Raw genomic sequence first — 19,449 nt, 5'->3', positions numbered from 1 at the left:
CATCTGCCGGCTATGACCGCGCGAAGCTTCGCGCTTGCGGCTGGGGCCATCACGGCGTCGCTCCTGATCGCCTATCCTGTTTATGTCTGGCAGTTGCGCCGCGAGGTCGAGCGGCGTGCGGCATTCGAGCTGGCGCAATTCGATGAGAGCTGCCGGTTGGCTCGCCAAAGGCTGGCGCTTGGCGGTGAGCTTTGGTCAGCTCGGATCATGGCGAACAAATGCGACGCCGCCGGCCGATAGAGTTCGATGAAGGCGCGGTCAGGGAATGTGTTCTGGAGGACGGTGACGCCGCAGCGTCCTGGCGCGAGGCTAAGGATGTCAAGTTCCGGCCCGCGATCGGCGTGCCATCAATGATGCCGGGCTGATGTGCCGGCCAATGTCGACGATTTCGACCAGACGCGCGGCTTCATCGAGTTCCGCCGCGACTTCTGACCTCCAGTCAACCGGCGATCAGAGGCGGCGTCGGCTTCGGCCGGCGCCGCCTTTTTCGTTCAGTGTTTGGTCTTCTTCGACCGCTTCGCTTTCTGGCTTTCGAAGCCGAGCAAGCCACCTCCTGCCTCGGAAAGACCAGCTCCTTCAGAACGCGCAGCCATCGCCATGTCGTGGAGCACCGACACCTTGTTCGGATCGCGCTCGGCTGCCAGGATCACGGCATAGAACGCTCCACGGCTTACGTCCTTCTTCGACGCTTCCGGGTGGTGCTCCTTCACCATTGCCATGAGCGCCTTCGGCTTCATGCCTGGCTGCGCGTGGAGGGAAATCGTGCGGGCGATCTCTTCGAGTTTGGCCATGGAGCACCTTCATCGAACTGACATAAACAGTCGTTCTAGGCGGTTATCTCCGCTCAATCCACATCGCGAACGGTTTTGGGTTGGATAACAATAGTGCGAGTTACGGTCCGCAGACTACGTTTTGCGGTTAGTCAGCTCGATGCGGATCGAGGTTTGATGCATCCTGAGCAATATGAAGCTGCGCAGCACGCCCGCGCGGAACTGGGCTGATACGTCGTGGCGTCTCCGTTGATGGACAAGCGTATGTAGCGGCTGATGAATGTCGTGCTCGATCCTGTCGCGGGATCGTCATCGACGACGCATAGGCTTTGCGCGAAGCTGCGGAGGACATGCCATGCCGTACCGCCTCGTGAAGGGCCGCTATAGGGTCGTCAACTACGCTCCCGATGGGGACACAATCCGTTTCGAACCGGACGACAGGGAGGCGCTTGGCGACCTCCTCGGCAGTGCGCGCTTCAATCTGCGCGGCCATGTTCCGCTCCGTCTGGAGGGCATCGACGCGCTTGAGAGCCATTACTCGCCTCCGTCCGGTGGCGGAGCGCTGAGCCAGCCAATGCCGCTCGCTCGCGGGGCTACCGACTTCCTCCTCAACTTCGTCGGGATCCACGAGGTCGTCTGGACGGCTGAGCGGCGTTCGATCGCCTCGGCGACGGATGGGGCGAAAGGACACATCCTGACACGGTCCGTGGACAAGTATGGTCGTGTCATTGCCTTCGCTTTCGCGGGCGATGCGAACGAAGAGGATGGGGACGACGTTTTCCTCGACCAAGAGGGCCTTGCGCGTAGCTACAACCAGGCGGCCCTCGCTGAAGGGCTCGTCTACCCGACCTTCTATTGGGGCCTTTTCGCGGACCTTAGGACAGTTCTGGCAGACGCTGCGGCGACAGCGAGGAGGCAACGCAAAGGGGTTTTCGCGCAAGATGTGACGCAGACGGGCGTGCGAGTGAATTCGCTATCCTCGATCACGGACGATGCCGTCATCCTCCCGAAGCTTTTCCGGCGCCTTTCGGATTTCCTTGTGGCCACGGGGTCCGTGAAGGATTTCCATACGGCTATGGAAGCCAACCGCGAGCCGGTGCTGGATTTGACGACGAGCAACTTCACGCACTTCGACACGTTCATCGAGCAGGACGGAGACGTCGTTCGGATGACACGTCTTCTCGAAGATATCGTTTTCGACCCAATGCCGACCCGAGAGACAGCCAGCCTAGGCACGATGTTGGAAATGGCCACGCATGAAAGCAATGCGTTGGGAAAGTTCGCAGCATCAGATGATGGGGGACCAGAATGAGTAACACGCCCGGCATCAGCCCGATTACGCCCGATATCGAAGAAATCCGCCACGCAGACGAAGATGGTTTCTTCGGCGAAGATCAAAACAGCGGTCCGGCGGAGGACGCAGACGAAGGCGACCAGGAGGAACAGTCGATCATCGAAGACGATCGTAGCGGCACATCGAATTCCTAACGAAGGCCTGCTACAGTTCGCCAACCACACCCTACAACCGCTTCACGTGCTGGCGAGCGGCCAATGTTTGACGGTATCTCAATCACGTAAGCGACCGCCGACTAAAGTGAGGATGGCGGCAAACTTTGCTGGCCAGAAGCAGTAGGAGTAGCGATCGAGTCGTTCGATGTTGACGCCATTTCCACGAAGAGCAAATTCGGAGGAGCAAGCTATGTCGAACGAGGGAATGCTGGAACGCGCCGATCGCATTGCCGATAAGGCTCATGCTGGTCAGGTCGATAAGGCGGGGGCGCCCTACATCTCGCATCCCCGTCGAGTTTCTGAGTCTGTTCACGGGACGGCCGAGAAGGTCGTCGCTCTGCTTCATGATGTCGTTGAAGACGGACCCGGCTGGACGCTGGATCGGCTTCGTGAGGAAGGCTTCCCGGACGCTGTGGTGCAGGCCGTCGACGCACTGACCCATCGTGAAGGCGAGGACTACTTTGATGCCATTCGGCGCGCCGGCGCGAACCCACTCGCTCGTACCGTGAAGCTGGCCGATCTTGCCGACAACTCCGATCGCACGAGGCTACGGACGATCGGTGAGAAGGAAGAGGCGCGGCTGGCAAAATATGCGAAGGCGACCGCTATGCTGCAGGACGGCGCGTAGACAGCGGCTACGCTTCCCGCGCCTCACCGATCTCGGTCGCATCCAGTTGCTGCAGTATGACGCGCGCTGGGCATCAATTTGCCCAGTCTGGGTTATTGTCTTCGTAAGGGGTTTCGGCCATATCTCTCATCAATAAGACCCGCCACGCCTCGGACGAAGTTTCGGCTTCGAACTGCGCACCCTGGCGGGTTTCTCGTTTTTGGGTTTGGCGAATCCGAACGTGGTGATTGAGTGAGGTTCGCTAAGCCGTCCGTTTCGATTGCGGAACAAATTGCACTGCTCCGACGCCGCGGTATGGAAGTGCCGGATAAGGCGAAGGCGGAGCATTACCTCCGCCATGTAAGCTATTATCGGTTGCGAGCATACTGGCTTCCATTCGAGGACACAGCAGAAGCTCCCGGCGACCATAAGTTCCGTCCTGGAACGTCGTTCGATGACGCTCTTTCGTTGTATGTTTTCGATCGGCAACTACGATTGCATGTCATGGATGCAATCGAACGAATTGAAGTCTCTTTCCGAGGTGCTTGGGCGTATCATCTCGCAATGAAATATGGTCCGCACGGCTACTTGGACCCAGCGCTTTATGACCGCGCGGATCATTACGCCAAGGCGATGAACGGACTCCTCGAAGAGGTAGAACGCTCACGAGACACATTCATCGTGCACTATCGACATAAGTACGATGATCCCCCTCAACCACCAGTTTGGATGACCGCCGAAATCCTCTCGCTCGGCCAGCTTTCAAAGTGGTTTGGGAACCTGAAGTTTCGCTCAGATCGGCAGGCAATCTCAAAAGACTTCGGTTTGGATGAGCGCGTCTTAGTCTCGATTGTCCATCACCTGACCTATGTCAGAAACATCTGCGCTCATCATGGCCGCTTATGGAACAAGCAATTCATCGTCACGATGACGATCCCCAACTCTCCCGTTTCACTAAAGCTAGCGATGAACCCTGCAGAGAAGCGCCGACTTTACAACACTCTCGTCGCTGTAGGCCATCTGATCGAGATCATAGCTCCGGGAACAGGATGGCGCTGGCATCTCATCGAGCTTCTCAATTCCTGCCCGTTGGCTGATCCCGCATCAATGGGACTTCCGAACGATTGGCAGCACCGGCCTTCCTGGAAAATTGACTAGAGAGGCGCTGACGGCTGGCACCGGATGCTTCGGCAGTAGCTACCGACATCATCGACGCAGGCGGACCGTACCAGCGCGGGCGGACGATGCAGAACAGATATAGACCGAGTTAAATCTAACCATTAGGCCCGCGCCGGGTGCTGCCGGAGACGGCCAAGGCCCCGCCGCTCATGATCGCCCGCATCAGCTCTTCCTTTGGTATGGCCCGTTGCGCGGCTGCCTCGCGACCGCGACCGTAGCCCATGATCGCATCGATCAGCTCGTCGCGCTGAGCGCTCTGGCGCGAGACGGCATCGCCGAACTCGCCCCGCATCTGTTCCGCCGAGCGCGCCGCCCGGCCGTCCAGAATGGCGTCGACGCCGCGGGCGATCGTGCGCTTCGTGTCGCCCCAGAGGCCGGAGGCCGGATCCAGCGCGCCGCGCGCCGCGCCGCGCTGGCCGTTGTATTCGCCCACGCGCTCCTGGCGGCGGGCCGTGGCGCTGTTGCCGGTGATGGCGTTCGACCGGTTGGCAAACCGCGTCTCGGTGCCGAGCGTATCCAGGAAGCGGCCGGCCGCCTCGTCGTCACCGAGAAGAAGGCCGAGCTTCTCGCGGTTCCAGCCCGTCTCGAAGGCCGCCCGCGCCGCGCCCGCGTCGCGCCGGGCCGTGCCCATGATCTCGGAGAGCTGATCTCGCGCGCCCATCTGGAAGGCCTGCCGCTCGTCGTCGCCCATCGCGGCCAAGCGCTGGCGAAGCTGGTCCGGACGGACGGAGCGATCGAAGACGTCCTGGCCGAGCGCCAGGGCGTCGCGCACCCGCGTCGGACCGGCCCAGGCGGCACGGGCGGCGGCATAAGCCGGGTTGAGGCCGTCGATCTCTTTGATGAAAGCGCGCTGCACCTCGTTCACGGCGCGGCCGTACTCGTCGAGTTGCAGCCGGCCGGTCGTCGGATCGCGATAGCCTTCTACGATATTGTCGAGGCCCTTCTTGATGACGTTCAAGGTCCGCATGTTCGGCGTTCCGGTGATGATCGGATCGCCGGCCACGTTGAAGTCGGTGATGTTGTAGTCGACCGGGTCGAAGCGTTCGTTCCGCGCCAGCGCTTCGAGACGCTGGATTTCGAGCCCCTTGCGAAGGCCGCCCTTGGTGATGGGATCATCCATGAACGCCTGCATCCGGTCGTTCCAGCCGATCGGCTTTTCCAACGCCTGCGCGTAGAGCGGGCCGCTTTCCCGCCCGCGGCGCGCGATGAGGTCGTCGGCCGTCTCGGTCATGTCGCGGGCCGGGCCGATCGCGGCGTCTGCGGCCTCGGTGATGCGCTGCGAGGCGCCGGCGTTGCGGGCCGCCAGGCGCTCGCGGATCGTGCGGTTGCCGGCGCCCGGCGCGTTGGCGACGGCCTCGGCGCCGCCGGCGAGGTTGTCGCCGGCGTCGAGAAGCATGGCATCCGGCCCCATGGCGTCGAGGCGGGTCCGCGCGGCCTCGGGGGAAAGTGCGTCGCGATCGAGCTCGCGGCCGATCTGGTCGGCGGTGCGCCGGCCGATGCCGACGGGCTCCAGAGTCTCGCGCGCCGCGCGGCCGGCGCCGATCCGGCGGATGCCCGCACCGACGGCAGCGCCGGCGAGCGGCGCCACCGCCCCGAGGCCGGCACCGATGCCGCCGCCGAGAATAGCGTCCTCGACGCGGTCCTGCATGCCACGGCCTTCGCCGAAGCCTGCCGCCGCACCGCCGGCGCCTCCGGCGATGGTGCCGCGAACGATGTTGGTCCCGAGACTGGCGCCGGACGACAGGATCTTCGGGGCCGCGCCAGCGCCGGTGAACAGGCCGCCGGCGAGGCCGGCCGCCGTCGCCTCGACGGGGTGGTCCTTGCGATACGCGTCCTGCGCCTCACGCTGCCGGCCGAGCGCCGTGTCGTAGCCGGCCGAGATCGAGAGCGGCTCGCCTTGATATGCCTGTATCCCCATCTCGATCGGCGTGAAGAGCGCGGCGCCGAGCTCGTCGACGAGCCCGAAGGTCGCGCCGTTCAGGAACTCCCCCTTTGCGCCCCAGGCGTCGCCGAGGGGTTGCTGCGGCTCCGCCGGCCGACCGGTCGTGGGCGGCATGGACGGCGATGCCTGCTCGGCCGCGGCGGCGGGGGACGCCGCCGGTGCGCGGAACTCCGCCCACGGGTCGGACGGCGGCGCGGCGGCGGGTGCGAGCGGAAGACGGAAGTCGGCCCAGGCGTCGGCCATCACGGAACCCTCCCCTCCGAACCGTCCGGCAGAATGATGCGCGTGCCCGGCGGCAGACGCCGCGCCTCCTCCGGCGTGGAGACGCGGACCGGGGCAGCTTGGGCAGTCGAGGTTGCCGGGGTTGCAGTGGCAGCGGCCGGCGCCGAACCGCCTCGTGGGCTGGTGTCGGCACCACTGACGTTGCGTACCGCGGCGAACGGATCCGGCAGCGCCTGGATCGCCCGCATGCCGTCCGCGCGGGACATGTCGCCGTTGACGACGGCCGTCGCGATACGCGCCTGATCGACCCGGGTGGCTGCGAGGCCCCGCAGCGTGTCGCTGATGATCTGCCGGCCCTGCGGCGTCTGCGAGAGGCTCGGCAGGCTCGACTTGAAGAGCGCGACGTCGCGGTCGGAGGCCGCGCCAGGCATGCCCTGACGCGCGGCCGGCACGAGACGCGCGATGATCGCGTTCGCCGCCTCGACGTTGCTGGCGTTGTCGCCAAGTTTGATACCGTACTGCGAGGCGAGCGACTGGAGGCCGCCGAGCATCCCGCCCGGCAGGTCCTTCGCCTGGTCGTCGAAGCGGTCGAGGAGAGCTCTGTCGTTGCGCGCGGCGACGCCGTCCGCGGCGAGGTCGATGAAGAGGCCGGCCTGCTTCTCGCCGAGCGTCTTCTCGAACGCGCCTTCTCCGCCGTTCTGCACGTTCACCAGCGGCTTCGACGGCGCCGGTTGCGCGCCGGTGCGGACCGCGGCGCCGGGGCTCATGAACGTGGGCGTGCGGCCATCCGGTCCGATGGCCTCGACGGGCGTCTTCTCGCCCATGATCACGTCGAGAAGGTCGCGGTCGGTCAGCTGGCCGGACTGGCGGAGCCGCTCGTTCTGCGCGGCCCGCCATTCCGTCTCGGACAAGGGCTTGTCGTGGCCTTCGAGACGACCGTTGAGGCCCGTCGCCGCTGCCGTCTGGTTGGGAAGGATCGCCGTCTCGCCCTGCCCGAGCTTGATCGGTGAGGCGTAGAGGCGGGCCAAAGCGCCCCGTTCCTGAATGGCGCGATCCTGCAACGCGCGTTCGTTGTCCGCTTGGTTGTTGGCGAGTGACGTGCGCGCGCCGACATCGACACCATACCGCCGATCGGCGCTGTCAAGGTTCTGTCCTCGCTGCGTCGTCGCGTTGTTCTGGTCGACCGCATAATAGCTTTGGTTCGGCGAGTAGAGCCCCGCCAGGACGCCCATCCGGTCGGCCTTCACCTGATCGTAGTCCGCGCTCTGGGCGTAATCGTAGAGCGCGGCCGCGCGCTTGGCCTCCGCGTTCTTCGCGTTCGCCGCCGCCCACGCGGCGGCGTCCTGCCCGGACGGCGGCGCGAACATGGCCGCGATGTTCTCGAAGCCCCGGCCGAGCGCTGCGTTGCTATAAAATGCCATGATGAACCCTTGTCATTGCCGCGTCAGCGAGGCGACATCCGCCGCCATGGCGCGCTGAATGGTGACGTGCCGACGGAGCAGATCGCCGCCGCGCTCGATGCACTGTCGCCGGAACTGCGCATCGAGCTCGTCAGCGAGAAGGAGGACGTGATCGATACGAGCCGCGGCGAGCTCGGCAGGCGCGCGGAATTCCGGCCGCCGGACCGAATCGTCGATTATGCAAAGCGCGGCCGTGAAGCCGAGTGCGACCGCATGGGCGGGGACGTAGCGGGCTGCGCCCATCGTGCCGTCGGAGGCGGAGACGATCGCAGCCTCCAGGCGCCGAAGTTCGAAGACTGGCGAGAAGGCGAGCGTGCCGACAAGGGCGGCTTCGGCGATCGCTCGGAGGCCGCATACAATGTGAAGAAGCGGGTCGCGCTCGCGTGCCGCCGTCTCGAAGGCGATCGCCGCTTGCTCGGCCACATTCGGCTTGATGGGCTCACGCACGATAGCCGGAGCCGTCGAACCCTCTATAGGCTCGGGAAGGATGTCCGTCTTGGAGGATTCGCAAGTCCAGATCACGCCTCAGACTCCCTTCAGCCCTTGGCGCTTCGCGGCGCTCTTGGTGTCGGCAAGAAGTGCCTCAAGCGGCTCAAGGATAGCCCGCTTCTGGCGTAGGCGGAGATCGAACCAGTCGCGGACCAAGAAGCGATGACGAATGAGTTCGTCGGCCGCCATCGTGCCGTGCTCGACGGCTTTCGAATCCAAAGCGAGTCGACCGATGATCGCGGGCTCGGCGTAGAAGAGCGCGTTCACGATGCGCTGGAACTGCGGGAAGTCGATCGGCGGCGCTTTTCGATGGGCAAAGCGAAGGATCGCCTCGTAGACGAAGGCGGCCGCATGTTCCGGCTGCGGCTGGTACCGAATTGCCTCGGCGTTGCCGACGATCCAATGAACGGCGAATGCCGCTTCATGAACTTGGTGTGGCAACCCGCCGCCATGCGCTGCGATTTGCGCCATGTCTCGACCTTTCGCGCGTCCTTGCGTGAAGGATGGCGCAGTGGGCCGCGTCGGAATACGGGCTGAATCGAGCGAGAAAAGACGCGACTCCGATCAACCGGATACCGAAAAAGTTCGGGCTGGCCGCAAGTTTCTACGGGCGCCGGGCGGCCGATTGAAAACCGTGATGGGACTGCCCCAGGGGGCGGGTGCCGGGGTCCGGCAGGGGTCAGCCCTCACTCGGAGTCTCTTGATCTGGCATCGTTGGGAATGCAGTCAGGGTCGCCGGGATCGGAGACCAGGAGGGGCAGTCCTTCGCGAAGATCGCGACACTCGGTTGGAAGAGCGTGGGATCGTCCAGCGTCCCGGCGTAGATCGTGTGGCTATCGTCTTTGCCCACCTCGCCGCCGTAGACGAGGCTCCCGCAAGTCGGGCACGTATTCCGAACTGCATCCCCGCCACGGAACGACGGCGAGCGAAATTGCTGGGTCTCGCCGAAAAACTCCACGGCCGTGGCAAGAAACCCCATGAACGGCACGAATGCGGATCCGGACGCTTTCCGACAATCCGCGCAGTAGCAATGGCCGGCGAACAGCGGAGCCCCGTGCGCCCGGTAGCGAACGGCGCCGCAAAGGCACCCGCCAGTCAGCACGAGGTCGCGATCGTCCATCTTCCGCTCTCCGGCTTACTGCTTCCATGGCTGACTATGGAGCACGAGGCAGGCGAGGAAAGACCTGCCATGCTGTTGGCGCCGTTCCACAGGGCAAGCTCGTGTGGACCGTTCCAGTTGGAGCTCAAATCCGTCCCACAGGGGTGTGTATTGACATTTGGAACGGCACTGCCATCATAGCCTAGACCCCATTGGAACGATCTGGACCCTCAGGCCATGGCTATGCTGATCGGATACGCCCGCACCTCCACCCTCGAACAGGAAGCCGGTCTCGAAGCCCAAGAACGTGACCTTCGTGCCGCCGGATGCGAAGAGGTCTACGCCGAGCGAGTTTCCTCGATGTCCGAGCGCGCCGAACTGCGGGCCGCCATCAAGTTCGCTCGGAAAGGCGACACGCTCGTCTGCACGAAGGTGGACCGTCTCGCCCGCTCCGCGTCCGGCCTCTGGGACATCGTTAAGGAACTGGACGAGAAGAACGTGGGCCTCCGGATCCTCAGCCTTGGCGGCGACACCGTAGACACCCGCAGCGCGACGGGGCGTCTGATCCTCACCATCTTCGCCGGCTTCGCCCAGTTCGAGCGCGAGATGATGCTGGAGCGCCAGCGTGAGGGGATCGCCAAGGCGAAGGCGGAAGGAGCCTATAAGGGCCGCAAGCCGACCGCGATGGCGAAGGCGGATCAGGTGAAGGCGCTGGCAGCCAAGGGGATGTCCATGAGCCAGATCGCGGCCGAAGTCGGGATCGGCAAGGGCAGCGTCCATCGCATCCTCACGGGCAAGACAAGCGCAGCGCCCTCAGGAAGCGATGCGACTGCAGCTTAATCGAACGGGCTTCCACCATCGTCGAGATCGAGCGGTTCACCGCGGACGTATTTGTCGATCCGTTCAAAGGCTTTCTGCACTCGCATGTCGAGTTGCTCAGGAGACATTTCGTGCAGCGGGATGTCGCTCTCACGATCGGCATTCTTGCCGAAACCTCCCAGGCTCGCAGCTCGGAACAGGAAGCCCGCCATCGTGGCGCGGGCGGGCGCGGCAGCCTTATCGTCGTTGCAGATGGCGATTGCCGCTCGGGTAGCAGCCTTGATGCCCTCCGTCTCGATGAGATCGAGAATCTCCGACTTCACTTCGGCCGGTTTCGCTCGCTTCGCCATTTCAATCAAACGCTCCGAGGGCAAACTCTTCGATTGCGGCCGATCGGGCCGCTCGCAGTTTCTCCAGGGCCTCAATGGCGCGCGTGACCCGGACAAGCTCGGGTGACGGCGGATACGACTGGTCGACACCGAGGGTAGCCCTGGCCGCCGCATTCGCTTTACGCATGCCCCGAGCCCGTTTGCGGTCGACGGCTTTGCCCGGCTTGTGAGCCATCTGCCATTCTCGATGAGCCTGGCGCTCTTCTGGCGACAGGTCGGCGAGGCGCGCTTCCCGCTTCTTCCGCGCTCGTTCGATATCGCGGAGCTTGGCATTCATCTTCTCGACCGCGCGCGGGTGGCCCTTCGGCCAAACCGGCCGATGCCAATCATCGGCCTTCGGCGTCCGACCTCCATGGAGATAGCAACGGCCGTTGGGCATAGCAGTCTGCATGCACGGCTCGCCGTCTCGCTTGCGGGCAGCTCCGCACTTTGGGAGGAGGGCACGCTGTCGATTGAGATCTTGGCAATGCGCACGCGAGATCGCTCTCCATTCGGCGGACTGCCTCCAAGCATCAAGCCGACGCGACACCTTCCTCTTCATGTTTCCCCGCAAGTCGAAGCGATATGAGCTGATGAGGTATCATAATACCTGATAAGCCTGAAGCCAAGGCCGTCCTAGTGCTGTCCTAGTGCTGTCCTAGTTGGATGTCGGGGTAACCCGTTGATTTTGCTCGACGAGTCCTAGCTGTCCTAGTTGTCCTAGACTTTCGACGAAATTATTATAGACGCGTGCGCCTGTAGTCGGCGTATGCTTATGTGACACGTTTCTAGGAGACATCTTCTCACGTATATATTTATTACTAGGACAACTAGGACAACTAGGACAGCCCCTGCACAATAAGGGTTCCGCGCGACCGTGCCTGTCCTAGTTGTCCTAGTTCGGGAAGTTCACGTGTCCCACTGTATGTCGCCTTTGATCCACCGGCAGAAGGACTGGCGGCTTAGATCCAGATGAGGCAGCTCGTAGAACCACGGTCGCGAGCCGTTCGGAAGGCTTCCGCGTTTGCGTTCGACCTCTGGAATGATCGCGCGAAGCTGATGTCCGAAGGCTTCCGCGCTGAGCCGTTGAGCATATCGGTCCTTCTCGATCGTCTGACTGTAGACCTGATAGACGCGCTTCACCTCGATCCTCGTGGGCCATTCCCCCGATGATTCGACATGCCCCTCCGTCAGGCAGTCCAGAAGCCATCGCGCCATCGGACTGAGAGAGGCGATCTTCTCTTCAAGCAGGGCCCCAGTGTCGGGCGCCTGTCGGACATTGACGTTCGAGAGATCGACGCCCTCCAAGTACTGGCGGAGCGCACCCGCGCCACCCTCCTTCAACTCCTTCATGATCGCCGCGAAATATCCGTGGTCCTGCTTATGGGCCTCGCCAACATCGAACACCGCCCATCGGCGCTCATCCACACCGGCCGGCACGACGTGGCGCTCGTTCGAGGTGATCAGAAGCCGCGCGCAATCCCGTATCGGATGCGCGTTCAGGTGCTTCCCCTCCAGCATCCTGACGTCGGACGTCACCATGTTCTTCAATGGCCCCTCCAACTTCTTATCGCCGGCCCAAAAGGCCTCCTCGACCTGGATCAGAAGGGCGTGCTTGAGGTGGTCGTTGAATGAGCCGAGGAGGTGCTTCGGCTGAGCAACCGTCACGTGGTGCATCGGGCACATGGCACCGACATATTGTCCGACAATCGACTTTCCTACGCCCCGCCCGCCGCGGAGCACTACGGCGACGCCGGGTTTCACGGCAGGCTGCTGAACCATCTGCGCCAGCCATCCGATAAGCCATTCGAACAGCGCTGGCTCGTTTCGACAGATCTGAGCCCGAAGGTGTTCCAAGAACCGATCGCATCTCGCACCGGGATCGGTGCTTTCGACGAAGCCGCGCCACAAGTTGTACGCGCCGCTGGGTGCGCCGGCTGGCTCGAACACGACGTCGGAATACTGACGTCGCCTCGGATCTTCGAGCCATAGCTCGTAGATCGCCCGGTGCTGGTTATTCCGCAAGATCCTCTGGTTCGCGTACCACGTCAGGCGATCACGGACGTTCGAGAACACGACGGTCTGCCGGCCGGGCGCCTCATTCCTCTCTACGATCACGACGGTCTTCCCGTGCACGACCGCGATCGCCTCCGTCCGGTTGATGCGCTCGATAATGTCGTCCGGCGCGACATAGATATTGTGGGGCTGCCCATCCGCGACAGGCTTCGCTAATTTCGCAGCCGCCGCCAAGTCTTCGTCGAACCATCGCGCGACCACGGCTTCATGCCGCACCGCCTTGCCGTCGGCGTCGCCATGAGCATCCGCGAGCTCGAAGAGCAGAGGTGCCCCGATCCTGAAGGGCGGCCGCAAGCTCGCCCACTCCTTCTCGATCACATCCGGGTCATAGTCGCCGCCCTCCCAGCGCTCGGCCCACTCGTGGAGGATTTCGAGACCGGCTCCGGGATCCTTGGCCGTGGCGGCCCGTAGCGCATAGGCGATCCGGATCATATCGGCGCGATGGGGGAAAAGTTCGCGTGAATTCGGGAGGGCCCGCATCGCACGCTCGATCAGCTCGATGTCGCCGACGAGTTGGTCCTGGGGAACGGGATCGAGAGCGACCGGCGTCGTCGATCCGATAGGTGCGACGGCTACGCTCAGCTCGCTCGGCTCGTAGCAGCGGCCGGACCGGTGCGTCACCACGGCCTGCCGGACCGTCCTTCCCTTGGCGACCTTCTTGGGCGGGGGGATGTTCACGGGCCCCGGCAGCCTGAGGATCCGGTCTATGTTGAAGACGTCGTCGCCGCGAAGCTCCTTTGCGAAGGCTCGGCCCTGCGCTTCGGCCCAAGCGGCATGACCTCGCGTTTCGAGCTTCTCCTTCAGGCGCCAGATGAATTGCGCGCCGCCGCCGGTGTCGACGGAGAAGGTCGGCCGCCAGTCCAACCCCTGTAGCATTTCGGCCAGGTTCGAGATCACACGGCGAGCCTGATCGACCGGCACGCCGTCGGCAGGGTCGACGTCCGCGAAGATCGCGCGGAGGGCGCCGATATCGCTCTTGCCGAGCTTGCGGTCAGGCGCCCCTGCGATCGGCTCGTTCGCCGAATAGTAGATGTTCAGCTCTCCTGCGAACGCCCGGATCCACTCGTCGATCCGAGACCAATCCCCAGGTGCGAACGTCCGAGCTTGGATGTGCCCAGTCATCGGATTGATGGCGACGAGATTATGCCAACCGTCCGGGTCCAAGGCTCGAAGGAACTCGACGCCCGTCGCGGCGGCTTCGACGCTGATGCGCGCGTGCCGTTCATCTTGTCGATCCGGTTGCTTCGCCGTGCGAGGAGCAACCAAGTCACCGAATTCGGGTTGATCAAAGACGTGGTGTTCTGATACCGTATCCATAGCGTTGAAAGTCCTATGCGGCGTGCCGGTCTCGACCCCGGCGCGCCGTTTTCGTTTTAGGAGCGAGAGGAGACGAGCCGGAGCTGCGGCCGCGATATCGTCGGCGCGCGTACGACACGCTCGGCTTGGTCAGCGATCTCAACGACGCTCGAAACCGTGACGACCACCGGGCCGCCGCGCGTCAACCGCCGGCCGTCCAAACGACCTTCGCCGATTCGGTCGCGAATCCAGTCGTCCGAGCGCGCCAGAATGGACGCGGCCTCGGCAATCGTTACGAAGACGCGCTCGCGCCACGGCAAACCTTCTCCCGGCATCGTCATCGCGCTCCTCGCGAAGCGCCGAGACTGCCGGCGGAGGCGGCGTCGAAATACCCCCCTATGGCTGGCGCGAATCGGCGCGACCGCCGCAGTTCTTCGGATGCCCTTCGCTCGTGATCGGCTTCTCGCTCGATTCGGCCGAGTTCATGCCGTGCGATTTGGAGAAGCGCCGACAGCCGTTGTGTGGCCTTGTCGTCATCGACGTAGAAGAATGGCCAAGCTCCCGATCTCTCGAAGGCATGGACGCCGTTCTTCACGACCTCCTTCGAAACCCCCAACCTCCTGGAGGCGGCCAAGTATGACGCCTCACGCCGTCTACATTTCGCCATCTCGTCCGCGAAGGCGGCAGCCAGGAAGAGGTGTTTGAAAAAGCCATTGCCCGGTCGGCCAGGCTTCGGCCGGCGGCGGGCGGCCATCGATTCGAAAACGCGGAGGACGTTCTCTTCCTGCTGGCGGAACATCCATGCTTCGACGAAGGGATCCCGCGTTCGCAAAAGTCCGAGGCCATTCAGGCTAGTGAACACGACGTCGCCGACGAACCAACTCGCGATGCGGTCAGGTAGATCGGAAACGATTGCTCGATCGAAAAGCGTCGACGCCGGCATGACGAAATCTCACGCCGCGCTTTGCGACGACGAGCCGCCGATCCATGCCTTGAAGTCCCGAACCGTCGTACGCGGTCGGCCTTCGACGTAGACGATGCGCGGGCCCCTGTCCTCGCGGGCCCATTTTTTGAATGATATGACGCTGAAACCGGTGAGCAGCGCCATTTGAGCCCGCGTCAGGAGCGCGTCGGCGGGCAATTTGCTGATGTCGGGCAGGGAAGCTTTCGCAGAGGCCATCATGGTGTCCTTCGGGTTCGGTGTGGCCTCGAAGGTGTATGTTGGCGTATGTTTTGTCGCCCAAATACGGCGGACAAAACGCTCCACTCTAAACCGCTGATAAGTCTGAATAAAATAGCGATAGTCTTTTAAAGGGTATCGACGCCTCGCGTCTGGGCCATCCTTGCACGCTTCCTTGCCAAACGTTTGGCAACCCGCTCGACAGCCTTGGCATCATGTGGCGCCGCTTCTGTCCTCACAACCAAGGAGGCCGCATAATTTGGTCGAGTGGTGCTAAGAACCGCCTGAACGATATCCAGTGTGGTTAGTGACGATTTCTCTTCCCTGCCGAGGGGATGGTAGTGCTGTTGCTCCGTATGATTGTTCCGCGGTCGGCCGAGCCGTTTTCCGTTCTTCGTGAGGCGGATTCGACTTTTCCGAATTGGCTTCTTTGACGAGCTGTCGGTGCTGCGCATCAGCTGAATGCCCCGATCAAAGGCTTCTCTTCCACATTCTCCGCCGCAGCGACGAGCTTCTCGATATGCTTCGCCCACGCCTCGAAGGCGGCGCGCACCCGGTCTTCGCCACGGTCCCGGTCATAGATCTGAAGGAGTTCGGCGCGGGCGTGGCCGATCGCGAGCTCGGCGGTCTCCGTGTCGATGCCAAGCCGAGACAAGCCGGTGCGAAACGTCCGCCGCAGATCGTGGAAGTGGAAGACGACGCCAGCCGCCTTGTTCGCGCGCTCGGTGATTTGCGTCCAACCGCTGATCAGCCCGCCGGTGCGCGGCGAGGCGAAGACGAGATCCGAGCGTGCATCCACGGGGCATGCATCCAAGAGCGCAGCGAGCGCCGGCGTAATCGGGACGTCGTGCCCCCTCCCCTGCTTCGTGAAGACGGCCGGCAGGCGGATCAGCTTGGCCTTCCGGTCGATCATCGCCCATTCGAGCCCGGCGCCTTCGCCGCGACGGCATCCCGTCAGCAGCCAGAACCGGACGAGCCGGCCATAGACCGTCGCAGGGTCGGAAGCCCGCCACAGCTTGACGATCTCGGTATCCGACAGCGCGCGGCCGTGCTCAGCCTTGGCGACGCGATCAGCGCGGGTCGCCCGTTCCTTGCGGTGGCCTGCGAGAGGATTGGTCGACAGCACCTGGGCCTTCGAGACGCACCACGTCAGGAATGCCCGGCATCGCGCCCGGAAGTCCTTCGCGGCGCCCGCCTTGCCGGCCGTCTCCAGTCGCTCGATGACCTTGGCGTATTCGGCGCCTGTGATGGTTCGGATATCCCGTGCGAGCATGTGCTTCATCTTCGTCCGCAGGTTCCGCGTATGCAGCTCGGCGCCGACGTAGTTTCGCCTGATCAGATCCTTTTCGTAGCGGTCGATCAGATCGGCGAGCTTGGCCTTCTCCGCCTCCCGCTCCTTCTTACGTGTGGCCAACGGATCCTCGCCGCGGGCGATCTGGCCAAGCGCGATCCTCGCGAGGTTGCGCGCTTCGGATGTCGATCTGATTGTGGTGACAGACCCGAGCTTCATCCTCTTATAGATGCCGCTGCGACCCGTCCCCGCCGGTCGATAGGCTAGGATCCAGGTCTTTCCGCCAGGGCGAATGCGCAAGCCGAAGCCCGTCACGTCCGTGTCCCAGACGACCATATCATTCTTGCCGTCATCCAACTGTATGCGGGCGACGGCGGCATCCGACAGACGAACCTTGAGCGACAACCTCTACTCCGTGGGCAGCACATGGGCAGCACGATTTCCGTATCAGCCCCAAAACTCGCATAACCCACTATACCCCTCTTATCCGTTGATTTCTATGGGCTTGCGAGCTCCGGCATAACCCGCCATAACCTTCGGTATACCCGCTCCGGTAATTTTGGTAATGGAGAGGTCGAGAGTTCAATCCTCTCTCGCAGCACCATTTTCTCCCGGCCAATCGACATCATCAGCGGTTCTGTCCGACCGTACTCGGTGCTAGTTCGGACGTGCCCTCTCGCGATGTCGTCATAGATACCAAGAGGTAGGAAAAAGGGGGCCTTCGTCCGAAGCGCCCTCGGCCGCTTCTGCACCAACACGGAAAGACCGAGCCTTAGGTTTCAGGCCATAGGCATCGGCCGATCCAGGAAGGCTCGGATCCGCTTCGCCAGATCCTCCGTCGCCGGATTGTAGACGACCATCCCGAGTTCCGGTCGACCATCGACCGCGAAGGCCGAGAATTCGAGCTCCATCAGGCCCAGTTCGGGATGGTGCAGGCGCTTCAGCCCCTCGCCATGCGCGATGACCTCGTTGTCGTGCCAAAGCGCCTCGAACTCGCAGCTGAGGCTCGACAGTTCCACGACGAGATCGGTGATCTCGCGGCTCGCTCCCGCTCGTGCGGCATCGGCGCGGAAGGCGCCGACCACGAAGCGAGCCACGCTGTCCCAATCGTCCTGCCGCGCCCGGACGCCGGGATCGGCGAAGACGAGCCGCAGGATATTACGCCCTTCGCGCGGCAGCTTGGAATAATCGGTCAGGAGCGCGGCCGCAGCCCGGTTCCAGGCGACGACATCCCAGGTCGCCGTCTTGACGATCGCCGGGCTGATCTCGAGCGCGTCCAACATGCGCTGCAGGCGCGGCGAGATGCTGTCGACGGCCTTGTACCGCGCTTCCGGCGGCCGTCCGAGGCCGAGCATGAAGAGGTGCTCGCGTTCCGGCTCCGTCAGCATGAGCCCCTTGGCGATGCGATCGAGAACGTCGGCGGAGGGCGCGCCGCCACGCCCCTGCTCCAGCCATGTGTACCAGGTGGGGCTGATATTGGCGCGCTGCGCGACTTCCTCGCGGCGCAGTCCTTGCGTGCGCCGGCGACCGCCGGCGAAGCCGAGAGCCGCCGGATCGAGCCGGTTGCGGCGATCGCGCAGATAGGTTCCGAGCCGATTGGCGACATTCTGCGGCATGACCCGATCCTGTTGGCTATTATACCCCGATAAGATCACGACTTTAACAGGCTGCGTGACCGCGCGACATGGGTTGCGAACCCATTCGGAGATGTCCCATGCGTGTCTTCCTTACCGGCGCCACCGGCTTCATCGGCTCGCGGATCGTGCCCGAACTCATCGGGGCCGGTCATTCGGTGCTCGGACTCACCCGGTCTGACTCAGGCGCGCGGCGATTGGCAGAGGCGGGCGCGGAGGCGTTTCGCGGCGATCTCGACGACGCGGCCGGTCTGGCGCGCGGCGCCGTGGGCGTCGATGCGGTCATCCATACGGCATTCGACCACGATTTCTCGCGTTTCCCTCAAAACTGCGAGAAGGACCGCAGCGTCATTCGCGCGATCGGCGAGGTTCTCGCCGGCTCTCGCCGACCTTTCCTGATCACGTCCGGTATCGGCATGGGCAGCGTCGGCCATGGCGAGCCGGCGAGAGAGGACGTGTTCGACCTCGATCACCCGAACCCGCGCATCGCCTCGGAACTCGCCGGGGCCGAGGTCGCGGCGAAAGGCGTCGGTGTCGCCATCGTCCGCCTGTCGCAGATCCACGACACGCGTAAGCAAGGTCTTGTGACGCCGTTGATCGAGCTGGCCAAGCGGACGGGTGTCTCGGCCTATCTCGGGCAGGGCGACAATCGTTGGCCGGCGGCGCCCATCGCCGATGTCGCGCGTCTCTACCGTCTGGCGCTGGAACGGCACGAAACCGGCGCGCGCTGGCATGCCGTTGCCGAGGAGCGCATACCCCTTCGCGCCATCGCGGAGACGATCGCCGCCGGGCTCGGCGTTCCGACCCGATCGCTGGCACCCGAAGAGGCGGCGCACCATTTCGGCTGGCTCGCCGGCTTTGCCGGCATGGATATGCCGGCGTCGAGCGCCTTGACGCGCGAACGCCTCGATTGGCACCCGACGGGCCCCGGCCTGGTCGAGGATTTGCGGAACATGGATTACGCTTCATAGAAGCATCTCCCACGCCTTCGCGCCGCGCGATACGTACTCGCCCTCCAAGGTCGCGTTATTACCGTATGACGACGGGATATCGTCGCGTCGTGGGACGGCGTTGGCGGCGATGGCGAATGGAGCTTTGGTTGTGACGACGCCGCCGCAGGGCGGGGAGGAGGCGTTCTTTTCGTCGCTGTGCCTGACGGGGACGACGACGGAGGAGCTGACCGACCGGGTTCGGACGGCGCTTGGCTCCTACGAGCGCTATGCCGGGATGCGGCAGGCGGCGCGGGCCTATGCTGGGGAGCGCGACTGGTTGTCGATTGCGGCGCGGTATCGAGCGGTTCTGGACTGAGGGGTGAGGATTGGCGGCGGGCGCTGTGGCGTATCGCTCGCACGGGAGCGGCCGCGTCTGCGGCCTGTCGGCTGCGGTGCGCGGCGTTCTACAATGATGGCAGTGTGGGAGGTTTGCGCCGTGAGCGCCCGTTGCCGCGTTGGGTGGGTTGTGGGGTGCGGCGGGTGATGTTTGTGATGTGTGTTGTGGAGAGAGAAGCT

22 protein-coding genes are annotated in these 19,449 nt (G+C 63.7%); 8 read left to right on the top strand and 14 right to left on the bottom strand.

The genetic code is table 11. The annotated features are described in order from the left end of the window. Window positions 1–12 precede the first annotated feature (12 nt). On the top strand, window positions 13–240 hold the full coding sequence (locus tag IEY14_RS25775; RefSeq protein WP_210318538.1) for a hypothetical protein: 228 nt from the start codon (window positions 13–15) through the stop codon (window positions 238–240). A gap of 251 nt (window positions 241–491) precedes the next feature. Here the strand turns inward: IEY14_RS25775 and IEY14_RS21975 are convergent, their stop codons facing one another. Further along, entirely contained in the window at window positions 492–791 is a 300-nt protein-coding gene (locus tag IEY14_RS21975) for a hypothetical protein (RefSeq protein WP_188912386.1), read from the bottom strand. A 334-nt stretch (window positions 792–1,125) separates the two neighbouring features. On the opposite strand from IEY14_RS21975, the gene IEY14_RS21970 reads away from it, so the two are divergent. From IEY14_RS21970 to IEY14_RS21955, 4 genes are all read left to right on the top strand, one after another. Beyond that, the gene (locus IEY14_RS21970) at window positions 1,126–2,082 is read left to right on the top strand and encodes a thermonuclease family protein (protein ID WP_188912384.1); all 957 of its coding nucleotides are present in this window, start codon (window positions 1,126–1,128) and stop codon (window positions 2,080–2,082) included. Beyond that, window positions 2,079–2,258: a hypothetical protein gene (locus IEY14_RS21965; protein WP_188912382.1), complete on the top strand. Its 180-nt coding sequence runs from the start codon at window positions 2,079–2,081 to the stop codon at window positions 2,256–2,258. The genes IEY14_RS21970 and IEY14_RS21965 overlap by 4 nt, the downstream gene beginning before the upstream one ends. Window positions 2,259–2,469: 211 nt before the next feature. Continuing rightward, a complete protein-coding gene (locus tag IEY14_RS21960; RefSeq protein WP_188912380.1) occupies window positions 2,470–2,907 on the top strand; it encodes an HD domain-containing protein in 438 nt (145 codons plus the stop codon). A gap of 294 nt (window positions 2,908–3,201) precedes the next feature. Beyond that, window positions 3,202–4,044, top strand: a complete 843-nt coding sequence (locus tag IEY14_RS21955) for an Abi family protein (RefSeq protein ID WP_244639629.1) — start codon at window positions 3,202–3,204, stop codon at window positions 4,042–4,044. 115 nt (window positions 4,045–4,159) lie between these two features. On the opposite strand, the gene IEY14_RS21950 is transcribed toward IEY14_RS21955, so the two are convergent. The 5 genes from IEY14_RS21950 to IEY14_RS21930 all read right to left on the bottom strand — a co-directional run bounded on the left by IEY14_RS21950 (window position 4,160) and on the right by IEY14_RS21930 (window position 9,298). After that, on the bottom strand, window positions 4,160–6,250 hold the full coding sequence (locus IEY14_RS21950; RefSeq protein ID WP_210318536.1) for a hypothetical protein: 2,091 nt from the start codon (window positions 6,248–6,250) through the stop codon (window positions 4,160–4,162). After that, entirely contained in the window at window positions 6,250–7,650 is a 1,401-nt protein-coding gene (locus tag IEY14_RS21945; RefSeq protein ID WP_188912375.1) for a hypothetical protein, read from the bottom strand. Before IEY14_RS21945 ends, IEY14_RS21950 begins: the two co-directional genes overlap by 1 nt. Before the next feature lie 12 nt (window positions 7,651–7,662). Next, entirely contained in the window at window positions 7,663–8,136 is a 474-nt protein-coding gene (locus tag IEY14_RS21940) for a hypothetical protein (RefSeq protein ID WP_188912373.1), read from the bottom strand. A gap of 78 nt (window positions 8,137–8,214) precedes the next feature. Beyond that, the gene (locus IEY14_RS21935) at window positions 8,215–8,649 is read right to left on the bottom strand and encodes a hypothetical protein (RefSeq protein WP_188912371.1); all 435 of its coding nucleotides are present in this window, start codon (window positions 8,647–8,649) and stop codon (window positions 8,215–8,217) included. A gap of 208 nt (window positions 8,650–8,857) precedes the next feature. After that, window positions 8,858–9,298, bottom strand: a complete 441-nt coding sequence (locus IEY14_RS21930; RefSeq protein ID WP_188912369.1) for a GFA family protein — start codon at window positions 9,296–9,298, stop codon at window positions 8,858–8,860. Between the two features lie 216 nt (window positions 9,299–9,514). Between IEY14_RS21930 and IEY14_RS21925 the strand changes: the two genes are divergently transcribed. Next, entirely contained in the window at window positions 9,515–10,117 is a 603-nt protein-coding gene (locus IEY14_RS21925; protein WP_308422070.1) for a recombinase family protein, read from the top strand. On the opposite strand, the gene IEY14_RS21920 is transcribed toward IEY14_RS21925, so the two are convergent. The 8 genes from IEY14_RS21920 to IEY14_RS21885 all read right to left on the bottom strand — a co-directional run bounded on the left by IEY14_RS21920 (window position 10,114) and on the right by IEY14_RS21885 (window position 17,923). After that, entirely contained in the window at window positions 10,114–10,446 is a 333-nt protein-coding gene (locus tag IEY14_RS21920) for a hypothetical protein (protein WP_188912367.1), read from the bottom strand. The genes IEY14_RS21925 and IEY14_RS21920 overlap by 4 nt on opposite strands. Window position 10,447: 1 nt before the next feature. Further along, a complete protein-coding gene (locus tag IEY14_RS21915; protein WP_280515065.1) occupies window positions 10,448–11,026 on the bottom strand; it encodes an HGGxSTG domain-containing protein in 579 nt (192 codons plus the stop codon). Between the two features lie 347 nt (window positions 11,027–11,373). Beyond that, window positions 11,374–13,857, bottom strand: a complete 2,484-nt coding sequence (locus IEY14_RS21910; RefSeq protein ID WP_188912363.1) for a DUF5906 domain-containing protein — start codon at window positions 13,855–13,857, stop codon at window positions 11,374–11,376. 56 nt (window positions 13,858–13,913) lie between these two features. Beyond that, on the bottom strand, window positions 13,914–14,177 hold the full coding sequence (locus IEY14_RS21905) for a hypothetical protein (protein WP_188912361.1): 264 nt from the start codon (window positions 14,175–14,177) through the stop codon (window positions 13,914–13,916). After that, a complete protein-coding gene (locus IEY14_RS21900) occupies window positions 14,174–14,779 on the bottom strand; it encodes a calponin homology domain-containing protein (protein ID WP_188912359.1) in 606 nt (201 codons plus the stop codon). Before IEY14_RS21900 ends, IEY14_RS21905 begins: the two co-directional genes overlap by 4 nt. Window positions 14,780–14,788: 9 nt before the next feature. Continuing rightward, a complete protein-coding gene (locus IEY14_RS21895) occupies window positions 14,789–15,019 on the bottom strand; it encodes a hypothetical protein (RefSeq protein ID WP_210318528.1) in 231 nt (76 codons plus the stop codon). A 451-nt stretch (window positions 15,020–15,470) separates the two neighbouring features. Beyond that, window positions 15,471–16,712, bottom strand: a complete 1,242-nt coding sequence (locus IEY14_RS21890) for a tyrosine-type recombinase/integrase (protein ID WP_188912355.1) — start codon at window positions 16,710–16,712, stop codon at window positions 15,471–15,473. 374 nt (window positions 16,713–17,086) lie between these two features. Beyond that, a complete protein-coding gene (locus IEY14_RS21885; protein WP_188912353.1) occupies window positions 17,087–17,923 on the bottom strand; it encodes a helix-turn-helix transcriptional regulator in 837 nt (278 codons plus the stop codon). A gap of 98 nt (window positions 17,924–18,021) precedes the next feature. On the opposite strand from IEY14_RS21885, the gene IEY14_RS21880 reads away from it, so the two are divergent. Both IEY14_RS21880 and IEY14_RS21875 read left to right on the top strand, forming a co-directional pair. Then, a complete protein-coding gene (locus tag IEY14_RS21880; protein ID WP_188912688.1) occupies window positions 18,022–18,912 on the top strand; it encodes an SDR family oxidoreductase in 891 nt (296 codons plus the stop codon). Between the two features lie 130 nt (window positions 18,913–19,042). Then, window positions 19,043–19,249: a hypothetical protein gene (locus tag IEY14_RS21875; protein WP_188912351.1), complete on the top strand. Its 207-nt coding sequence runs from the start codon at window positions 19,043–19,045 to the stop codon at window positions 19,247–19,249. Window positions 19,250–19,449 lie beyond the last annotated feature (200 nt).

The sequence above is a fragment of the Aureimonas endophytica genome (genome assembly GCF_014642635.1).
Classification (GTDB): Bacteria; Pseudomonadota; Alphaproteobacteria; order Rhizobiales; family Rhizobiaceae; genus Plantimonas; species Plantimonas endophytica.
Note: the sequence above shows the minus strand (reverse complement) of the source record. Positions and strands in the feature narration are given on the sequence as shown.